Origin of the sequence: Streptomyces sp. Tu 2975 (genome assembly GCF_009832925.1) — a bacterium.
Taxonomy (GTDB): Bacteria; Actinomycetota; Actinomycetes; order Streptomycetales; family Streptomycetaceae; genus Streptomyces.
In genome coordinates this window covers 143,124-165,470 of the sequence record NZ_CP047140.1, presented here as the reverse complement: position 1 = coordinate 165,470, position 22,347 = coordinate 143,124, and the positions used below count along the sequence as shown (strand labels likewise).

2 protein-coding genes are annotated in these 22,347 nt (G+C 74.7%); both read left to right on the top strand.

Translation table 11 applies throughout. The features are described 5' to 3' along the window. Positions 1-12 precede the first annotated feature (12 nt). The gene (locus tag GLX30_RS00670; RefSeq protein WP_159682304.1) at positions 13-7,788 is read left to right on the top strand and encodes a non-ribosomal peptide synthetase; all 7,776 of its coding nucleotides are present in this window, start codon (positions 13-15) and stop codon (positions 7,786-7,788) included. After that, positions 7,785-22,331, top strand: coding sequence for a non-ribosomal peptide synthetase (locus tag GLX30_RS35745; RefSeq protein ID WP_159682302.1), 14,547 nt, complete (start codon positions 7,785-7,787; stop codon positions 22,329-22,331). Before GLX30_RS00670 ends, GLX30_RS35745 begins: the two co-directional genes overlap by 4 nt. Positions 22,332-22,347 lie beyond the last annotated feature (16 nt).

Below are 22,347 nucleotides of genomic sequence, written 5' to 3'. Positions count from 1 at the left end.
CTTGGGGGAAGAGTGCCCGTTCCCGACGACGCGCGTCTGCCGCTGACGGCGGCCCAGCTCGGCATCTGGTTCGCGCAGGCGCGGGACCCGCACAGTCCCGTCTTCAACACCGGCGAATACGTCGAACTCACCGGCACCCTCGACACCGACCGCTTCGAGGCGGCGCTGCGCGCCACCGTCGCCCGCACCGACGCCCTGCGGCTGCGCTTCCACACCGACGCCGAGGGGACCGTCACCCAGTCCGTCGCCGACGACGTCCCCTTCACCCTGCACCGCGTCGACGTCAGCGCCGAGGACGACCCCGCGGCCGCCGCCGACGCCTGGATGCGCGACGTCGTCGCCCAACCCCTCGACGTGACCTGCGGCCGACCCCTGTTCACCCAGGCGCTGTTCATCCTCGGCCCCGGCCACCACTACTGGTTCCAGCACGTGCACCACCTGCTCCTCGACGGGTACGGCTTCCGCCTCGTCGCCGAACGCGTCGCCGCCGCCTACCGCGGCGACACCGAAGCCGGTGCCGACGAGGGGGGCGTACGGGACCTGCTGGAGGCCGAGGCCGCCTGGCGGGCCTCCGACGCCTACGCGAAGGACCGCGCCCACTGGCTCGCCGCCCCCCGCCACACACCCGTCACCCTCGCCGGCACCACGGCCCCCGCCGCGCCGGGCGCGCTGCGCCGCACCGCCTTCGCCGGACGCGACGTGCTCGCCGGACTCGACGCCGTGGCCCGCGCCGCGGAGACCGGCCGCCAGGTCGCCTTCCCGGCCGCCGTCGCCGCCTACGTCCAGTGGCTGACGGGGGAGCGGAACATCACGCTCGGCATGCCCGTCACAGCCCGCCGCACCGCCGCCGCCCGCCGCGCGCCCGGCACCGTCGCCAACGTGCCCGCACTGCACGTCGAACCGCGCCCCGCCGCCCCGCTCGCCGAGCTGGTCGCCTCCGTGCGCGACGCCCTGGAGCCGCTGCTGCGCCACCAGCGCTACCCCTACGAGGAGGCGCGCCGCGAGCTCGGCGCCGTCGGCGAACGGGCCTACGGCCCCGTCGTCAACGTCATGCCCTACGGGCGCGCCCTGGACTTCGGCGGCCCGGCGGCGTCCGCGCACCCGGTGTCGACCGGGCCCGTGGAGGACCTGAAGTTCTCCGTGTACGAGGAGCCCGACGGCTCCGGCGCACGGATCGACCTCGAGGCCAACGCGGCCGTGTACGGCGAGAGCGAGACCGACGCCCATCTGGCGCGCTTCGTCCGCTTCCTGGGCGCCTTCGCCCAGGCGGGCCCGGACACGCCGCTCGGCCGGATCCACGGGACCCCCACCGTCCCCGCCCCCGCTGCCGCGGCCCCCGCCACCGGCGGCCCCGCGCTGCACACCCTCTTCGCCGCCCGCGCCGCGGCCACCCCCCACGCGGTGGCCGTCAGCCACGACGGCGACCACCTCACCTACGCGCAGCTCGACGCCCGCGCCAACCGCCTCGCCCACCGGCTCGTCGAGCAGGGCGCCGGCCCCGAGCGGCTCGTCGCCCTCACCCTGCCGCGCTCCCTCGACCTGGTCGTCGCCCTGCTCGCGGTCCTCAAGTCCGGTGCCGCCTACCTGCCGCTGGACCCCGACTATCCGGCCGACCGCCTGGCCTGGATGCTGAAGGACGCGGCCCCAGTCCTCGTCCTCGACCCGCAGTCGATGACGAAGGACCTCGCCGGCTACCCCGACACCGCCCCGCGCACCGCCGTGGACGGCGCCCACCCCGCCTACGTCATCTACACCTCCGGCTCCACCGGCCGCCCCAAGGGCGTCGTGATCCCGCACAGCAACGTGGTGCGCCTGTTCACCTCCACCGACCACTGGTTCGGCTTCGGCCCCGACGACGTGTGGACCCTCTTCCACTCCTACGCCTTCGACTTCTCCGTCTGGGAGATCTGGGGCGCCCTGCTGCACGGCGGCCGGCTCGTCGTCGTCCCGTACCACGTCAGCCGCTCGCCCGGCGACTTCCTCGACCTGCTGGCCCGTGAGAAGGTCACCGTCCTCAACCAGACACCGACCGCCTTCCACCAGCTCGACGCCGCCGACCGGGCCCGCGCTCAGGCCACCGAACTGGCCCTCCGGTACGTCGTGTTCGGCGGCGAGGCCCTCGACGTGGCCCGCCTCGCCGACTGGTACGCCCGCCGCGGCACGGCCACCCGCCTGGTCAACATGTACGGCATCACCGAGACCACCGTGCACGTCACGTACGCCGCCCTCGGCCCCGGCCACGCCGTTCCCGGCGCCCCGTCCCTGCTCGGCGGGCCCATCCCCGACCTCACCCCCCGCGTCCTGGACGCCGCCCTGCGGCCCGTGCCGCCCGGCTTCACCGGCGAGCTGTACGTCGCCGGGGCGGGCCTGGCCCGCGGCTACCTGGGCCGGCCCGCGCTGACCGCGCAGCGGTTCGTCGCCGACCCCTACGGGGCGCCCGGCGCCCGCATGTACCGCACCGGCGACCTGGTGCGCCACCTCGACGACGGCACCTTCGCCTACCTGGGGCGCGGCGACGACCAGGTCAAGATCCGCGGCTTCCGCATCGAACTCGGCGAGATCGAGAACGTGCTCGCCACCCACCCCGGTGTCGCCCAGGCCGCCGTCGTCGTCCGCGAGGACCGGCCCGGCGACCGGCGGCTGGCCGCCTACGCCGTCCCTGCCGACGGTGTGGAGCCCGACGTGGCCGGCTGGCGAAGCCTGCTGGCCGGGCAGCTGCCCGCCCACAGCCTGCCCGCCTCCTTCACGCTCCTGGACGCGCTGCCGCTGACCGCCAACGGCAAACTCGACCGGGCGGCCCTGCCCGCCCCCCGCACACCCGCCCCCGAGGCCGGAACCGATGGCGAGGCGGCCGAGGCCGCCGACCCCGGCGAGGCGGCCCTGCGCCGCATCTTCGCCGACACCCTCGGCACCGGGCAGGTCGGCGCGGACAGCGACTTCTTCGCCCTCGGCGGCCACTCGCTGCTCGCCGGGCGCCTCATCGCCGCCGTACGCGACACCCTCGGCGCCGAGATCACCATCCAGGACCTCTTCGAGGCCCCCACCCCGGCCGGCCTCGCCGCCCGGGTGCGCACCGCCGCCACCGGCCGCCCGCCGCTCGTGCCCAGGGACCACGGCGACGGCCCCCGCCCCACCTCCTACGCCCAGCACCGCATGTGGGTGCTGCGCGAGGTCGAGGGCGCCGCACCCACCTACAACATGCCGCTCGCGCTGCGCCTTTCAGGCACCTTGAACCGCACCGCGCTGCGCGCCGCCCTGTACGACGTCGTCGTCCGGCACGAAAGCCTGCGCACCGTCTACCCGCGCGGCGAGCACGGCGTCACCCCGAAGCTGCTGCCGGCCGAGCAGGCCCGCCCCTGGGTCATCGAGTCCCGCGTCGACGACGAGCAGCTCCCGGCCGCCCTGACGGCCGCCGCCCGCGAACCGTTCAACCTCGACTGCCAACTACCCATACGGTCCCACCTGTTCACCCTGCCCGGCGGGGACAGCGTGCTGCTGCTGCTGATGCACCACGTCGCCGGCGACGGCTGGTCCCTGCGCCCCCTGCTCGGCGACCTGTCCACCGCCTACGCCGCCCGGCTCGCCGCCCGCGCCCCCGACTTCCCGCCGCTGCCCGTCGGCTACGCCGACTTCGCCGTGTGGCAGCGTGAACTCCTCGGCGACGAGCGCGACCCCGACAGCCTCGCCGCCCGCCAGCTCGCCCACTGGGAGAGCACCCTCGCCGGCCTGCCCGACCAGCTCGAGCTGCCCGCCGACTTCCCCCGCCCGCCCGTCGCGGAACACCGCGGCGGCTCCGTGCCGCTCGCCGTACCGCCCGAGCTGCACGCCCGGCTCGACACGTTCGCCCGCGCCCACGGCGCCACCTGCCACATGGTGCTGCAGGCCGCCCTCGCCGCCCTGCTCACCCGCCTCGGGGCCGGCACCGACATCCCCATCGGCTGCCCCACCGCCTCCCGCCCCGACAGCGCCCTGGACGACCTGGTGGGCTTCTTCGTCAACCCGGTCGTGCTGCGCGCCGACACCTCCGGCGACCCCACCTTCACCGAACTGCTGGCACGGGTGCGCGCCACGGCGCTGGCCGCCTACGCCCACCAGGACGTGCCCTTCGACCGGGTCGTCGAACGCCTCCAGCCCGAGCGGTCCGCCGCCCGCCACCCCCTGTTCCAAGTGGTGCTCTCCTACCAGGACTTCGAGGCGCGGGCGCACCTGAAGGGCCTGGACGTACGGCGCGAGGACGTCGACTTCGGCGTCGCCAAGTTCGACCTCACCTTCAACCTCGTCGAACACCGCGGCAACGGCGAGGAGTTCGCCGGCATCGACGGCGACCTCGAGTACGACACCGCCCTGTACGAGCGGGCCACCGCCGAGGCCCTCACCGGCCGGCTGCTGCGGCTCCTCGACGCCGTCGTCACCGACCCGCAGGCGCCGGTCCACTCCCACGACCTCCTCGACGAGGCCGAACACGCCCGCCTGGCCGCCTTCAACGACACCGCCCGGCCCGTGCCGCGGGCCGGCCTCGCCGAACTCTTCGCCGCCCAGGCCCGCCGCACCCCCGAAGCGGTCGCCGTCGTCGGCGACGACGGCACCGAGCTGACCTACGCCGAACTCGACGCCCGCTCCGGCGCCCTCGCCCGCCGCCTCGCCGCCGCCGGCGCCGGCCGCGAGTCGGCCGTCGCCGTCCTCCAGCAGCGCTCGGTGCACCTGGTCGTGTCGCTGCTCGCCGTCCTCAAGGCGGGCGGCTTCTACGTGCCGCTCAACACCCGCTACCCGGCCGATCGGATGCGCCTGATCACCGCCGACGTCCGGGCCCGGGTCCTGCTCACCGACCGGGACACCGACACCGCGTACGACTGCCGCTCCTGGGCGGGCGACGCCGACGTCCTCGTCGTCGACGAACTGCCCACCGGCGGCGAGCCGCTGCCCGTGGTGCCGGCGCACCCGCACCAGCTCGCCTACGTGATGTACACCTCCGGCTCCACCGGCAACCCCAAGGGCGTCGCCATCACCCACGGCGACGTCGCCGCCCTGGCCGCCGACACCTGCTGGCGCACCGGCAACCAGCAGCGGGTCCTGCTGCACTCCCCGTACTCCTTCGACACCTCCCAGTACGAACTGTGGGTGCCGCTGCTGTCCGGCGGGACCGTCGTCGTCGCCCCGCCCGGCGACCTGGACACCCGCGCCCTCGAGCGGGCGATCGTCGACGGCGGCGTCACCGGCATGTGGCTCACCTCCGGCCTGTTCAACCTGCTCGCGGAGGAGAGCCCGCACTGCTTCACCGGCGTGCGGGAGGTGTGGACCGGCGGCGACGTCGTCTCCCCGGCCGCCGTCGCCCGGGTGCTGGCAGCCTCCCCGTCGACCATGGTCGCCGACGGCTACGGCCCCACCGAGACCACCACCTTCGCCACCCACCACTTCATGCGCGCACCGTGGCAGCAGGAGACCACCGTCCCCATCGGCACCCCCCTGGACAACACCACCTGCCACGTCCTGGACGACCGGCTGCGGCCAGTGCCGCCCGGCGTCACGGGCGAGCTGTACATCGGCGGCGCCGGCCTCGCCCGCGGCTACCTGGGCCGGCCGGACGCCACCGCCGAACGGTTCGTCGCCGACCCCTACGCCCCCGGCGAGCGCATGTACCGCACCGGCGACCTGGTGCGCCTGCGGCGCGACGGCGTCCTCACCTTCCTCGGCCGCGCCGACCACCAGGTCAAGGTCCGCGGCTTCCGCATCGAACTCGGCGAGATCGAGTCCGTCCTCGGCGCCCACCCCGGCGTCGCGCAGAGCGCCGTCCTCGTGCGCGAGGACCGGCCCGGCGACAAACGTCTCGTCGCCTACGTCGTCCCCGCACCCGGCGCCACCGCAGACCCTGCCGTGCTGCGCCGGCACGTCGCCGCCGCGCTGCCCGACTACATGGTGCCCGCCGCGTTCGTCCCCCTCGACGCGCTGCCGCTGACCGGCAACGGCAAACTCGACCGCCGCGCCCTGCCCGTCCCCGACTTCGGCGCCGCCGACAGCGCCGGCCGCGCCCCGCGCACCCCCCGCGAGGAACTCCTCGCCGTGCTGTTCGCCGAGGTCCTCGGCATCGACAAGGTCTCCATCGACGACAGCTTCTTCGACCGCGGCGGCGACAGCATCATGGTCATCCAGCTCGTCGGCCGCGCCCGGCGCGCCGGACTGCTGCTGAACGCCGCGCAGATCTTCGAGCACAAGACCGTCGCCCAGCTCGCGCCCGTCGCCGAGACGCTCGCCGACACCGCCCCGAAGGAGCCCGCCGCCGTCGCCGCGACCGGCGACGTGCCGCTCACCCCGATCATGCACTGGCTGCGCGAACGCGGCGGTCCCGTCGACGCGTTCAGCCAGACGATGGCCGTCACCGTCCCCGCAGACCTGGACACGGCACGGCTCGTGGCCGCCCTGCAGACACTGATCGACCACCACGACGCACTGCGCGCGGTGTTCTCACGCGACGGCGACGGCGACGGCTGGACGATGCGCATCGAGGCGCCCGGCACCGTACGCGCCGAGGACTGGGTACGCCGCGTGGACGCCGCCGGCCTCGACGAGCAGGCCCTCGCCGCCCTGACCACGACCGAGGCCGCGGCCGCCCGCGACCGTCTCGCGCCCTTCGCCGGCCGCGGCGGGCAGGCCGTCTGGCTCGACACCGGCCCAGGCCGTCCCGGCCGTCTGCTGCTGAGCCTGCACCACCTGATCGTCGACGGCGTCTCCTGGCGCATCCTGCTCCCCGACCTGAAGGCGGCCTGGGAAGCCACCGCGCCCGGCGCCGCGGCCCCCGCCCTGCCGCCCGTCACCACCTCCTTCCGGGCCTGGGCCCACCATCTCGAGCAGCAGGCCGGGCGCCCCGAGCGGGCCGCCGAACTGGCCCTGTGGACCGGGATGCTCGCCGCCGGCTGCCCGCCGGTGACCGCGCAGCCGCTCGACAGCCGGCTCGACACCGCCGCCACCGCCCGCAACCTCACCCTCACCCTCGAGGCCACCACCACCGCCGCGCTGCTGACCACCGCGCCCGCCGCGTTCAACGGCCGCGTCGACGACATCCTGCTCACCGCGTTCGCGCTCGCCGTCACCGACTGGCGACGGCGCCGCGGACTGGGCGACAGCGACGCCGTCCTGACCGACGTCGAAGGACACGGCCGCGAACCGGGCACCAGCGGCGCCGAACTCTCCCGCACCGTCGGCTGGTTCACCAGCCTCTACCCGGTCCGGCTCGCCCTGGGCACCCTCGACGGCGCCGACGCCCTCGCCGGCGGGCCCGCCGCGGGAACAGCCGTCAAACGCATCAAGGAAGCACTGCGGCAGATCCCCGACGGCGGAATCGGCCACGGCCTGCTGCGCCACCTGGACCCCCGCACCGGCCGCAGCCTCGCCGCGCTCGCCCCGCACGGCACCCCGCCGCTCGGCTTCAACTACCTGGGCCGCTTCCCCGCCCAGGGCGCCGACAGCCTGTGGGCCGCCGCCCCCGACGCCGAGGCCATCGGCGACGGCACCGACCCCCGCCTGCCGCTCGCGCACGCCGTCGAGGTCAACGCCCTCACCCTCGACGAGCCCGCCGGGCCCCGCCTGACGGCCACCTGGACCTTCGCCGGCCGCCTCCTCGACGAGCCGGCCGTACGCGACCTGGGCGAGACCTGGTTCCGCGCCCTGAACGCACTCGTCACTCATGCCGAACGCCCGGAGGCGGGCGGCATCACCCCCTCCGACCTGTCCCTGGTCCAGCTCAGCCAGGACCAGATCGACCAGCTCGAAGCCGCGTGGAAGGTTGCCCCATGACCCGGTCCGGACTCGCCGACGTCCTGCCCCTGTCCCCGCTCCAGGAAGGCCTCCTCTTCCAGGTCACCTACGGTGCCGAGACCCACGGCCCGGACGTCTACACCGTCCAGATGGTCTTCGAGCTGCGCGGCCCCCTCGACGAGGACGGCCTGCGGGCCGCCGCCGCGGCCCTGCTGCGCCGCCACCCCAACCTGCGCGCCGGGTTCTGGCAGCACAACGTCGAACGGCCCGTCCAGTTCGTGCCGAACGAGGTGCCCCTGCCCTGGCGCACCCGCGATCTCACCGCCCTGGGCGAGGGCGACCGCGAGCGGGCCGTCGAGGAGTACGTCACGGCCGACCGTGCCGAACGCTTCGACCCGGGCGCCCCGCCGTTGATCCGCTTCGCCCTGCTCGCCCTCGCCGCCGAGCACCACAAACTCGTCCTGACCACCCACCACCTGCTCCTCGACGGCTGGTCGATGCCGCTGCTGGTACGCGAACTGTTCACCCTCTACGGGCAGCGCGGCGACGACGCGGGCATGCCCCCCGTCACCCCCTACCGCGCCTACCTGGCCCACCTCGCCGGCCGCGACGACGACGCCGCCCGCGCCGCGTGGCGGGCCGCCCTCGAGGACCTGGAGGAGCCGAGCCTCGTCGCGGGCGCCGGAGCAGGCCGCGGCGCCGCCGACGGCTCCGCCCTGCCCGGCCAGATCTGGCACGAGACCGACGCCGCGACCACCACGAAGCTCACCGCCCTCGCCCGCTCGCGCAACATCACCCTCAACACCCTGGTGCAGAGCGCCTGGGCACTGCTGCTGGGCGCACAACTGGGCCGCGACGACGTCGTGTTCGGAGCGACCGTCGCCCACCGCCCGCCGGAGATCCCCGGCATCGAGTCCACCATCGGCATGTTCATCAACACCCTGCCGGTCCGCGTCCGCCTCCGGCCCGCCGAGACACTCGGCGACCTGCTCGGCCGGGTGCAGCGGGAACAGGCCGCCCTCATCGAGCACCGGCACCTGTCCCTCACCGAGATCCGCTCCGCCACCGGAACCGGTGAACTCTTCGACACCGTCGTCGTGTTCGAGAACTACCCCCTCGACCCGGCCGTCCTGCGCGCCGAGGCCCGCGGACTGCGCCTCGCCGGCTTCGAGGTCGCCGACGCCACCCACTACCCGCTGAGCCTGCTCGCCATCCCCGGCGACACCCTGCGCTTTCGCCTCGACCACCGGGGCGACGTCCTGGACGAGGCGGGCGCCCGGCTGCTGCTCCAACGCCTCGAAACACTCCTCGCCGACATCGCCGAACACGGCGCCGCCCTGAACGTCGGCCGCCTCGGCCTGCTGTCCGCCGCCGAACGCCACCAGGTCCTCGAGGAGTTCAACACCACCGGCCGGCCCGCCCAGGAGGGCACACTCGCCGCCCTTTTCGAGGCACAGGCCGCCGCCACCCCAGACACCACCGCCCTCCTCGTGGGCGGCAGGTCACTGACCTACGCCGAACTCAACGCCCGCGCCAACCGGCTCGCCCGCCACCTCGTCACCCTCGGCGCCGGACCCGAACAGATCGTCGCCCTCAAGCTCGAGCGCTCCCTCGACCTGTACGTGGCGCTGCTCGCCGTCCTCAAGACCGGCGCCGCCTACCTGCCCGTCGACACCGCCTACCCGGCGCATCGCATCGCGTTCATGATGGCCGACGCCCGCCCCGCCGTGGTCCTCACCAGCGAGGAGACCGGCCAGGACCTCAGCGGCTACGACGACACGGACCTCACCGACGCCGACCGCACCACGCCCCTGCTGCCCGCCCACCCGGCGTACGTCATCTACACCTCCGGCTCCACCGGCACCCCCAAGGCCGTCGTCATGCCCGGCGCCGCCCTGGTCAACCTCCTGGCCTGGCACCGCCGCGAAATACCCGGCGAACCGGGCACCCCCGTCGCCCAGTTCACCACCATCGGCTTCGACGTCGCCTCCCAGGAGATCCTCGCCACCCTGCTGCACGGCAAGACCCTCGCCGTACCGTCGGAGGAGGTACGCCGCAGCGCCGAACAGCTGGCCGCCTGGCTGGACGACCAGCAGGTCGGCGAGATGTACGCGCCGAACCTCGTCATCGAGGCCCTCGCGGAGGCCGCCGCAGAGGCGGGCCGCACCCTGCCCGCCCTGCGCCACATCGCCCAGGCCGGCGAGGCCCTCACCCTCACCCGCACCGTGCGCGAGTTCGTCGCCGCCGTGCCCGGCCGTCGCCTGCACAACCACTACGGGCCCGCAGAGACCCATGTGATGACCGGCACCGCCCTGCCCGAGGACCCGACTGCCTGGAGCGAACCCGCACCCATCGGCCGGCCCGTCGCCGGCGCCCGCGTCTACGTCCTGGACAGCGCACTGCGCCCGGTGGCGCCGGGCGTCACCGGCGAGCTGTACCTGGCCGGCGCCGGCGTCTCCCGCGGCTACCTGCACCGCCCCGTGCTGACCGCCGAGCGCTTCGTCGCCGACCCCTACGCCCCCGAGCCCGGCGCCCGCATGTACCGCACCGGCGACCTCGGCCGCTGGAACACCGACGGCGAACTGGAGTTCGCCGGCCGCGCCGACCACCAGGTCAAGATCCGCGGCTTCCGCATCGAACCCGGCGAGATCGAGGCCGCCCTCACCGCCCTCCCCGACGTCACCCGCGCCGCCGTCGTCGTCCGCGAGGACCGCCCCGGCGACAAACGCCTCGTCGCCTACGCCGTCCCCGCCGGCCCCGGCCTCGACACGGCCGCCGTGCGCAGCCGGCTGGCCCGCACCCTGCCCGACTTCATGGTGCCCGCCGCGATCGTCGCCCTGGACGCCCTGCCGCTGACCCCCAACGGCAAACTCGACCGGGCGGCCCTGCCCGCACCGCAGAACACCACCGCCCCCGCGCGCACCGCGCGTTCACCGCGCGAGGAGATCCTCACCACCCTCTTCGCCGCCGTGCTGAAGCTGCCCCGGGTCGGCATCGACGACAACTTCTTCGACCTCGGCGGCCACTCGCTGCTCGCCACCCGCCTCATCTCCCGCATCCGCACCGTCCTGGGCACCGAGATCACCCTGCGCGACCTGTTCGAGGCGCCCACCGTCGCCGGACTGGGGGAGCGGCTCGACCAGGCCTCCGGCGCCCGCCCCGCCCTCACCCCCGCGAAGCGCCCCGAACGGCTCCCGCTGTCGCACGCCCAGCGCCGCCTGTGGTTCCTCGGCCGCCTCGACGGCCCCAACAGCACCTACAACATCCCCCTCGCGCTGCGCCTGTCCGGCAGCCTCGACACCACCGCGCTGCGCGCCGCGCTCGCCGACCTCGTGGCCCGCCACGAAACCCTGCGCACCCGCTACCCCAGCCACGACGGCGAGCCCTACCAGCACATCGTGGCGCCCCACGACGCCACACCCGCCCTCACCATCGTCCACACCGAGGAGCACCGGCTCGCCGAGCAGCTCGCCGAGGCCACCGCACGGCCCTACGACCTCACCACCGAACTGCCGCTGCGCGCCACCTTGTTCCGCCTCGGCGAGGACGAGCACGTCCTGCTCCTGCTGCTGCACCACATAGCCGGCGACGGCTGGTCGCTCGCCCCGCTCACCCGCGACCTCGCCACCGCCTACGCCGCCCGCCGCGACGGCCACGCCCCCGGCTTCGCACCGCTGCCCGTCCAGTACGCCGACTACACCCTGTGGCAGCGCGACCTCCTCGGCGACGCCGACGACCCCACCAGCCTCCAGGGCACCCAGCTCGCCCACTGGCGCAAGGCCCTCGAGGGCCGGCCCGCGCAGCTGGAACTGCCCTGCGACCACCCCCGGCCCGCCGTCGCCACCCACCACGGCGCCACCGTGCCCTTCCACATCGACGCCGGCCTCCACGAGAAGCTGACCGCGCTCGCCAAGACCTGCGACAGCAGCCTGTTCATGGTGCTCCAGGCCGCGTTCGCCGCCCTGCTGACCCGGCACGGCGCAGGCGAGGACATCCCCGTCGGCAGCCCCGTCGCCGGCCGCACCGACGACGCCCTCGACGACCTGGTGGGCTTCTTCGTCAACACCCTCGTCCTGCGCACCGACACCTCCGGCGACCCCACCTTCCGCGAACTCGTCAAACGGGTACGCCAGTTCGACCTCGCCGCCTACACGCACCAGGACCTGCCGTTCGAAAAGCTCGTCGAAGAGGTCAACCCCGAGCGTTCCCTGGCCCGCAACCCGCTCTTCCAGGTCGTCCTGGCACTGCAGTCGATGCCCGCCGCCGACCTGGCCCTGCCGGGCCTGGACGTGGCCGCCGAACCGGTCCGCGTCGGCTTCGCCAAGTTCGACCTCGGCCTCGCCGTCATCGAGGAGCACACCGCCGACGGCACCCGCGCCGGCATCCGCGGCGACTGGGAGTACAGCACCGAACTCTTCGAACGCGGCACGGTCGAAGCCCTCGGCAGCCGCCTGGTGCGCCTGCTGGACGCCGTCGCCGACGACCCGGAGCGCACCATCGGCTCCGTCGACCTGCTGGATGCCGCCGAGCGCCACCGTCTCCTCGTCGGCCTCAACACCACCGACGGCCCGCTGCCCGACGAGCGCACCCTCACCGCCCTGTTCGAACAGCAGGCCGCCGCCACCCCCGACGCCACCGCCCTGGTCATGGGGGACCGGTCACTGACCTACGCCGAACTCGACGCCCGCGCCAACCGGCTCGCCCGCCACCTCGTCACCCTCGGCGCCGGCCCGGAGCAGATCGTCGCCCTCCAGCTGCCCCGCTCCCTCGACCTGGTCACCGCCGTCCTCGCCGTGTGGAAGTCCGGCGCCGCCTACCTGCCCGTCGACCCCGACTACCCGCCCGAGCGCATCGCCCACATGCGGGCCGACGCCCGCCCCGCCCTCGTCGTCGACGCCCTGCCCGACGACACCACCCTGGCGGCCTACGCGGACACCGGCCTCACCGACGCCGACCGCAGCGCGCCGCTGCTGCCCGCACACCCGGCGTACGTCATCTACACCTCCGGCTCCACCGGGGCGCCCAAGGGCGTCGTCGTCGCCCACCGCTCACTCGCCGCGACCCTCCCCGCCCAGGCCGCCGCCTTCGGGCTGGGCACCCACAGCCGCGTCCTGAACTTCGCGTCCATCAGCTTCGACGCCGCCGTGTGGGAACTGACCTCCGCGCTGCTCACCGGCGCCGGACTCGTCCTGGCCGACGCCGACGACCTGCTGCCCGGCCCGTCGCTGGCCCGCCTCGTCCACGACCGGAACATCACCCTGATCGCCCTGCCGCCCTCCGCCCTGCCCGCCCTGCCCGAGGGCGCCCTGCCGCCCGGCACCGACCTCATCGTCGCCGGCGACGCCACCACCCCCGACCAGGCCGCCCGCTTCGCACCCGGCCGCCGCATGGTCAACGCCTACGGCCTCACCGAGACCACCGTGTGCGCCACCATGAGCGCCCCCGCCACCGGCGCCGCCGCCCCACCCATCGGCCGCCCCGTCGCCCACGCCCGCGTCTACGTCCTCGACGAACGGCTGCGCCCCGTACCGCCCGGCGTCACCGGCGAGATGTACGTCTCCGGCGCCGGCGTCGCCCGCGGCTACCTGAACCGCCCCGCCCTGACCGCGCAGCGCTTCGTGCCCGACCCCTACGCCCTGCTGTTCGGCGAGACCGGCACCCGCATGTACCGCACCGGCGACCTGGCACGCCTGGACGCCGACGGCAACCTGCACTTCGCCGGCCGCGCCGACCAGCAGGTCAAGATCCGCGGCTTCCGCATCGAACCCGGCGAGATCGAGACCGTCCTGACCGCCCACCCGGCCGTCGCCGCCGGCGCCGTGATCGCCCGCGAGGACACCCCCGGCGACAAACAGCTCGTCGCCTACCTGACCCGCGACACCACCCATCGCGCCGCACCGGACCAGGACCACGGCACCGGCCAGGTCGACCGGTGGCAGCAGACCTACGACTCCCTCTACGAGGCCGAGCCCGGCCGCGCCTTCGGCGAGGACTTCTCCGGCTGGAACAGCAGCTACACCGCCGAGGAGATCCCCCTGGAGGAGATGCGCGAGTGGCGCGCCGCCACCGTCGAGCGCGTCCTCGCGCTGCGCCCCCGGCGGGTCCTGGAGATCGGCTGCGGCACCGGCCTGATCCTGTCCCAGGTCGCCCCGCACACCGAGGAGTACCGGGGCACCGACCTCTCCCGCAGCGTCGTCGCCCGGCTGGGGGCCCACCTCGCCACGCGCCCCGACCTGTCGGACAAGGTCACCGTGGACGCCCGCGCCGCACACGAGACGGACGACCTGCCCGAGGGCCACTTCGACACGATCGTCCTCAACTCCGTCGCCCAGTACTTCCCCGACGCCCGCTACCTCGCCGGCATCCTGCACCGGGCCGCCGAACTGCTGGCCCCCGGTGGCACCATCTTCCTCGGCGACATCCGCAACCTGCGCACCCTGCACGCCTTCCGCGCCGCCGTCGAACTTCGCCGCGCCGGCGCCTTCGCCGACCCCGCGGCCGTGCGCCGCGCCGTCGACCAGTCCCTGGCCACGGAGAAGGAACTCCTGCTCGACCCGGACTTCTTCACCGACCTCGCCGCCCGCGACCCGCACCTGACCCACGCCGACATCACCCTGCGCACCGCCGCCCACCACAACGAGATGAGCCGCCACCGCTACGACGTCACCCTGCACCGCGGCGGCGAGCCCCCGGCCACGGCTGAGACCACCCTGCGCTGGGGCACCGACCTCGACACCGCCGACGAACTCGCCCGCGTCCTCGCCGGCCCCCGCCCCGTACGCGTCACCGGCATCCCCAACGCCCGCCTCACCGCCGAGACACGCGCCGCACACGCACTCGAACGCGGGTCCGCGGCCGACGCCTGCGCCCTGCTGGAAGGCCCCGCACCGGCCGGCGCCCTCGACCCCCACGACGTGTACGCGCTGGGCGCCGTGTGCACCTGGGGCCACGACGACGACACCTTCGACGCCTACGCCGGCGACGGCACCGCCTACCGCCCCCGCACCGGCCCGCGAGGGCCGCTCGCCAACGACCCGGCCCGCGCCGAGCAGGACGCCGCCCTCGTCGGCGAACTGCGCGACCTCGTCGCCCAGCGGCTGCCCGCCCACATGGCGCCCGCCGCCTACGTCCTGCTCGACAGCCTGCCGCTGAGCGCCAACGGCAAACTCGACCGCGACGCGCTGCCCGCCCCCGACCGCGGCGACGAGGCCGCAGGGCAAGCGCCCCGCACCCGCCGCGAGGAGATCCTGTCCACGCTGTTCGCCGAGGTGCTGGGCCTGCCCGCGGTCGGCATCGACCGCAGCTTCTTCGACCTCGGCGGCCACTCGCTGCTCGCGACCCGGCTGCTGAGCCGCATCCGCAGCGTCCTGGGCGCCGAACTCGCCGTCCGCGACCTGTTCCAGGCACCGACCGTCGCCGCGCTCGCCGAACGTGTCGACGGCGCCCAGGAGGCCCGCCCGCCGCTCACCGCCCGCACCCGCCCCGCCGAGGTGCCGCTGTCCTTCGCCCAGTACCGGCTGTGGTTCCTGCACCGCATGGAGGGCCCCGGCCCCACGTACAACATCCCCATGAGCCTGCGCCTGACCGGGCCCCTCGACACCGCCGCCCTGCGCGCCGCACTCACCGACGTCACCGCCCGCCACGAAGCGCTGCGCACCGTCTACCCGGAAACCGGCGGCATCCCGCGCCAGCACGTCCTGCACGACGTCCGCCCCCACTTCGAGACCGCCGACACCACCGCACACACCCTCGAGGCGGACCTCACGCACGCCGCCCGCCGCGGCTTCGACCTCGCCCGTGAACTGCCGCTGCGCGCCACCCTGTTCCGCCTCGCCGAGGACGAGCACGTCCTGCTGCTGCTGATGCACCACATCGCCGGCGACGGCTGGTCCTGGCCGCCGCTCGCCCGCGACCTCGGCGAGGCGTACGCCGCCCGCCTGGCCGGCCGCGCCCCCGACCTGCCGCCGCTGCCCGTCCAGTACGCCGACTACGCGCTGTGGCAGCGCGACCTCCTCGGCGACGAGGACGACCCCACCAGCCGGCACGCCCGCCAACTGGCGTACTGGGCCGACGCCCTCGACGCCCTCCCCGAGGAACTGCACCTGCCCTGCGACCGGCCCCGGCCCGCCGTCGCCACCCACCGTGGCGACACCGTGCCGTTCTCCATCGACCCCGACCTGCACCAGCGGCTCAACGCGCTCGCCACCGACGGCCGGGCCAGCCTGTTCATGGTGCTCCAGGCCGCGTTCGCCGCCCTGCTGACCCGGCACGGCGCAGGGACCGACATTCCCCTCGGCAGCCCCATCGCCGGCCGCACCGACGACGCCCTCGAGGACCTGGTGGGCTTCTTCGTCAACACCCTCGTCCTGCGCACCGACACCTCCGGCGACCCCACCTTCCGCGAACTCCTCCAGCGCGTACGCGAGTCGGACCTCGCCGCCTACGCCCACCAGGACGTCCCCTTCGAGAAGCTCGTCGAGAAGCTGCGCCCGGAACGCTCCCTGGCCCGCCACCCGCTGTTCCAGGTCATGCTCGCCTTCCAGAACAGCGGCGAGGCCCGCCTCGCCCTGCCCGGCCTCGACGCCCGGGCCCTGCCCGTCGGCGTCGGCGTCGCCAAGTTCGACCTGCACCTGAGCATGGTCGAACTCCGCGCCGGCGACGGCCGGCCCGGCGGCATCCAGGCCGCCCTGGAATACGCCACCGACCTGTTCGACCGCACCACCGCCCAGGCGCTCGTCGACCGGCTGCTGCGGCTCCTCGCCGCCGTCGCCGACGACCCCGACACCACCGTCGGCCGCGTCGAACTCCTCGACCCCGCCGAACGCCACCGGGTCCTTCAGGACTGGAACACCACCCACGGCAGCGACAGCGCCGCCCCCACCCCCGTCACCGAACTCCTCGAACGCCAGGCGGCCCGCACCCCCGACGCCCTGGCGCTGGTGCACGACGACGGCCGGCTCACCTACGCCGAACTCCACGCACGCGCCAACCGGCTCGCCCGCCACCTCGTCACCCTCGGCGCCGGACCCGAGCAGATCGTCGCCCTGCGCATGCCGCGCTCCCTCGACCTGTACGTGGCGCTGCTCGCCGTCCTCAAGACCGGCGCCGCCTACCTGCCCGTCGACACCGCCTACCCGGCGGAACGCATCACGTTCATGATCGACGACGCCCGCCCGGTGACCGTCCTCGACCGCCTCCCCGACGACCTCAGCGGCTACCAGGACACCGCCCTCACCGACGCCGACCGCACCGCGCCGCTGCTGCCCGCCCACCCGGCGTACGTCATCCACACCTCCGGCTCCACCGGCACCCCCAAGGCCGTCGTCATGCCCCACGCCGGCCTGGCCAACCTGCTCACCTGGCACGCCCGCCGCTTCCCCGGCGGCACCGGGGTGCGCACCGCCCAGTTCACCGCCATCGGCTTCGACTTCTCGGTGCAGGAGATCCTCTCCCCGCTCATGACGGGCAAGACCCTTGCCGTCCCCTCGGAAGAGGTCCGCCACAGCGCCGAACTGCTGGTCGGCTGGCTCGAGACCCAGCAGATCAACGAACTGTTCGCGCCGAACCTCGTCATCGAGGCCCTCGCGCAGGCCGCCGCGGAAACCGGCCGCACCCTGCCGGACCTCACCGACATCCTCCAGGGCGGCGAGGCCCTCGCCCCCACCGAACGGGTCCGCGCCTTCACCGCCGCCGTGCCCGGCCGGCGCCTGCACAACGTGTACGGCCCCGCGGAGACCCACGCCGTCACCACCCACACCCTGGCCGCCGACCCCGCCGACTGGCCTTCTTCCGCACCCATCGGCCGGCCCGTCGACCACGACCGCGTGTACGTCCTGGACAGCGCACTGCGCCCGGTGCCGCCGGGCGTCACCGGCGAGCTGTACCTGGCCGGCGCGGGCGTCGCCCGCGGCTACCTGCACCGCCCGCGCACCACCGCGGAACGCTTCGTCGCCGACCCCTACGCCCCCGAGCCCGGCGCCCGCATGTACCGCACCGGCGACCTCGGCCGCTGGAACATGCGCGGCGAGCTGGAGTTCGCCGGCCGCGCCGACCACCAGGTCAAGATCCGCGGCTTCCGCGTGGAGCCCGGCGAGGTCGAGGCCGCCCTCACCGCCCACCCCCACATCGTCCGGGCCGCGGTCCTCCCGCACGCCGACCGCCTCGTCGCCTACGTGGTCACCGCCAAGGACCGCGACCTGACCGGCGTACGCGAGCACCTGGCCGCCCGCCTGCCCGACTTCATGGTCCCCACCGCCTACGTCGCCCTCGAGGCGCTGCCACTCACCGTCAACGGCAAACTCGACCGGGCGGCCCTGCCCGCACCGGACGCCCCCGCCGCCGGACGCGCCCCGCGCACCGCACGCGAGGAGATCCTGTGCGGCCTGTTCGCCGAGGTGCTGGGCACCGAACGGGCCGGCATCGACGACAACTTCTTCGACCTCGGCGGCCACTCCCTGCTCGCCACCCGCCTCATCTCCCGCATCCGCAGCGCCCTGGGCGCCGAGATCACCCTGCGCGACCTGTTCGAGGCGCCCACCGTCGCCGGACTGGGGGAGCGGCTCGGGGAAGGGACGGGCCACCGCCCCGCCCTCACCCCCGCGAAGCGCCCCGAGCGGCTCCCGCTGTCCTACGCCCAGCGCCGCCTGTGGTTCCTCGGCCGCCTCACCGGCGGCGACCCCGGCTACAACATGCCCGTCGGACTGCGCCTGTCCGGCGCCCTCGACCACAGCGCCCTGACCGCCGCGCTCGCCGACCTCGCCACCCGCCACGAAACCCTGCGCACCGTCTTCCCCGAAGGCGACGACGGCAGCCCCCACCAGCTCGTCCTCGACCCCGCCACCGCCCGCCCCGCACTGCACCTGCGGGACACCACGGAAGACGACCTCGCCGCCGAACTGGCCGCCGCCGCCCGCCACTCCTTCGACCTCACCGCCGAACCACCGCTGCGCGCCGCCTTGTTCCGCCTCGGCGAGGACGAGCACGTCCTGCTCCTGCTGCTGCACCACATCGCCGGCGACGGCTGGTCACTCGCCCCCCTCGCCCGCGACCTGGTCACCGCCTACGCCGCCCGCCGCGACGGCCGCACCCCCGAACTGCCGCCGCTGCCCGTCCAGTACGCCGACTACACCCTGTGGCAGCACGACCTCCTCGGCGACGAGACGAACCCCGACAGCCTCATCAGCCGGCAGAGCGCCCACTGGAAGGACGCCCTCGCCGGACTGCCCGAGGAGATCCAGCTCCCCGCCGACCGGCCCCGGCCCGCCACCCCCGCCCACCGCGGCGAAGCCGTCTTCCGCACCCTCGACGCCGACCTGCACCGCGAGCTGCTGCACCTCGCCCGCACCGGCGGCGCCAGCCTCTTCATGGTGCTCCAGGCCGCCGTCAGCGCCGTGCTCACCCGGCACGGCGCAGGCACCGACATCCCCCTCGGCAGCCCCATCGCAGGCCGCACCGACGACGCCCTCGACGACCTGGTGGGCTTCTTCGTCAACACCCTCGTCCTGCGCACCGACACCTCCGGTAACCCCACCTTCCGCGAACTCATCGACCGCGTAAGGGAGTTCGACCTCGCCGCCTACGCCCACCAGGACGTGCCCTTCGAGAAGCTCGTCGAGGACGCGGCACCCGGCCGCTCCCTGTCCCGCCACCCGCTCTTCCAGGTCCTGCTGGCCCTGCAGAACACCCCGGAAGCCGTCCTCGAACTGCCCGGCCTCACCGCCCGCCCCGAAGTCGTCACCCTCGGCGCCGCCAAGTTCGACCTCACCTTCAACCTGGCCGAACGGCACGGCCCCGGCGGCGAACCGCACGGCATCGACGCCGTCCTCGAATACAGCACCGACCTGTTCGACCGGGCCACCGCCGAAGCACTCACCGACCGGCTCATCACCTTCCTGCGGGCCGTCGCCGCCGACCCCGGCCGCACCATCGCCGACGTGCCGATCCTCGGCGCCGACGACCGGCAGCGCGTCCTCACCGGCTGGAACGACACCGACCACCCCCGCGGCCGGCGCACCGCAGACGCCTGCCTGCCCCGCCGCATCGCCGAACAGGCCGCCCGCACCCCGCACGCCGTCGCCGTCACCGAAGCCGGCGGCACCTGGCTCACCTACAGCGAACTCGACACCCGCGCCAACCGGCTGGCCCGCCACCTGATCCGCCGCGGCGTCACCACAGAGACCCGCGTCGCCGTCCTCGCCGAACGCTCCGCCCAGCTCGTCGTCACCACCCTCGCGATCCTCAAGGCCGGCGGCGTGTACGTGCCCCTGCACACCGGCTATCCCGTCGACCGGATGCGGCACGTCCTCGCCGACACCGAAGCGGCCCTGCTGCTCACCGACACCCACCACGCCGCCACCGCCGCCCGGCTGGACACACCCGCCCTCACCGTCGACGAGGGCACCACGGCCGGCGAGCAGGACACCACCGCCCCGGACGTCACCGTGCGGCCCGACCAGCTCGCCTACATCATGTTCACCTCCGGCTCGACCGGCACCCCCAAGGGCATCGGCATCACCCACCGCGACGCCATCGCCCTGGCCGTCGACCGCTGCTGGGACCTGGACACCGGCTCACGCGTCCTCATGCACTCCCCGTACGCCTTCGACATCTCCACCTTCGAACTGTTCGCCCCCCTGCTGGCCGGCGGGCGGATCGTCGTCGCACCCCGCGGCGGCATCGACGCGGCCGTCCTGCGGCGCACCCTCGCCGAACACGGCGTCACCTCGCTGCTGCTGACCGCCGGCCTGCTCGGCGTGATCGCCGACGAGGCCCCGGAGGTGTTCACCGGCGTCAAGGACGTGTGGACCGGCGGCGACGTCGTCCCGCCCACCGCCGTGCGCCGGATCCTCGAAGCCTGCCCCGACACCGTCGTCAAGACCCTCTACGGGCCCACGGAGACCACCCTGGGCTGCACCTGGCTGCCGTTCACCGACCCCGGCCAGGTCCCGCCCGCCGTCCCCATCGGCCGGCCGCTGGACAACACCCGCGCCTACGTCCTCGACGAACGGCTGCGGCCCGTACCGCCCGGCGTCACCGGCGAGCTGTACATCGCCGGCGCCGGCCTCGCCCGCGGCTACTGGGCCCAGAGCGCCCGCACCGCGGAACGCTTCACCGCCGACCCGCACGCCCACCTGTTCGGCGACACCGCGGGCCGCATGTACCGCACCGGCGACCTGGCCCGCCGCGACGCCGACGGCGTCCTCCACTTCTGCGGCCGCGCCGACCAGCAGGTCAAGATCCGCGGCTTCCGCATCGAACCCGGCGAGATCGAGACCGCGCTGGCCGCCCACCCCGACGTCACCCGCGCCGCCGTCGTCGCCCGCCCCGGCCGGGCCGGCGACAAGGTCCTCGTCGCCTACCTCGTCACCGCCCCCGACGCGGGCGACACCACCGCGGAACAGCTGCGCGCCGGCCTCGAGACCCAACTGCCCGACTACATGGTCCCCGCCGCGTTCGTCCCGCTGCCCGCCCTGCCCGTCACCCCCAACGGCAAACTCGACCGCGACGCACTGCCCGAACCCGACTGGGGCGGCGGCGCCGGACGCCCGCCCCGCGGCCCCCGCGAGGAAATCCTGTGCGGCCTGTTCGCCGAGGTCCTCGGCGCCCCCAGGGTCGGCACCGACGACAACTTCTTCGAACTCGGCGGCCACTCCATGCTCGCCACCCGCCTCGTCGGCCGCGTCAAGACCGTCCTCGGCGCCGACATCGGCGTACGCACCCTCTTCGAGGCGCCGACCGTCGCCGCCCTCGCCGCCCGCATCGACGGCGCCGACACCGGCCACGACCCGTTCGGCGTGGTCCTGCCGCTGCGCACCGGCGGCAGCCGCACCCCCCTGTTCTGCGTCCACCCCGCCGGCGGCTTCGGCTGGGTCTACTCCGCACTGCTGCGCCACACCGACCGCGAACAGCCCCTGTACGCCCTGCAGGCACGCGGCCTGGCCCGCCAGGAGCCACTGCCCGACGACATCGACGCCATGGCCCGCGACTACGCCGAACAGATCCGCAAGACGGTGCCCGAGGGCCCCTACGAGATCCTCGGCTGGTCCTTCGGCGGCCTGGTCGCCCACGCCGTCGCCGCCCGCCTGCAGGCCGAGGGCGCCGAAGTGAGCCTGCTGGCCGTCCTCGACGGCTACCCCGACGCCTACGACGGCACCGAGCACGAGGTCGGCGAGGAACAGGTCCTGGCGATCCTCCTCAACGCCGCCGGCATCGACCGGGCCGAGGCCTTCGGCGCCGCCCCCCTCGAACGGGCCGCCGTCCTCGACGCGCTGCGCGGCAGCGGCAGCGCCCTGGGCAACCTCGACGACGACGCGGTCGGCCGCATGGTCACCGTCTTCCTCAACAACACGCGCCTCATCCAGAACTTCCGGCCCCGGCAGTTCACCGGCGACATGGTGTTCTTCGCCGCCGCCGACGGCCACCACGACCCGGCGCTCACCCCCGGCAACTGGAGCCCCTACGTCACCGGCCGGATCGAGGAGCACCACCTGGACACCGACCACGCCGGCCTGGCCCGGCCCGAGGCCCTGGGCACCGTCGCCCGGACGCTGGCACAGCGCGACACGCCGCAGGCCGGCCACTGAACGATCGGAGACACAC

Excerpts from the sequence above, each read along its gene's own strand:
- GLX30_RS35745 (WP_159682302.1), top strand. The coding sequence starts at position 7,785 with ATGACCCGGTCCGGACTCGCCGACGTCCTGCCCCTGTCCCCGCTCCAG.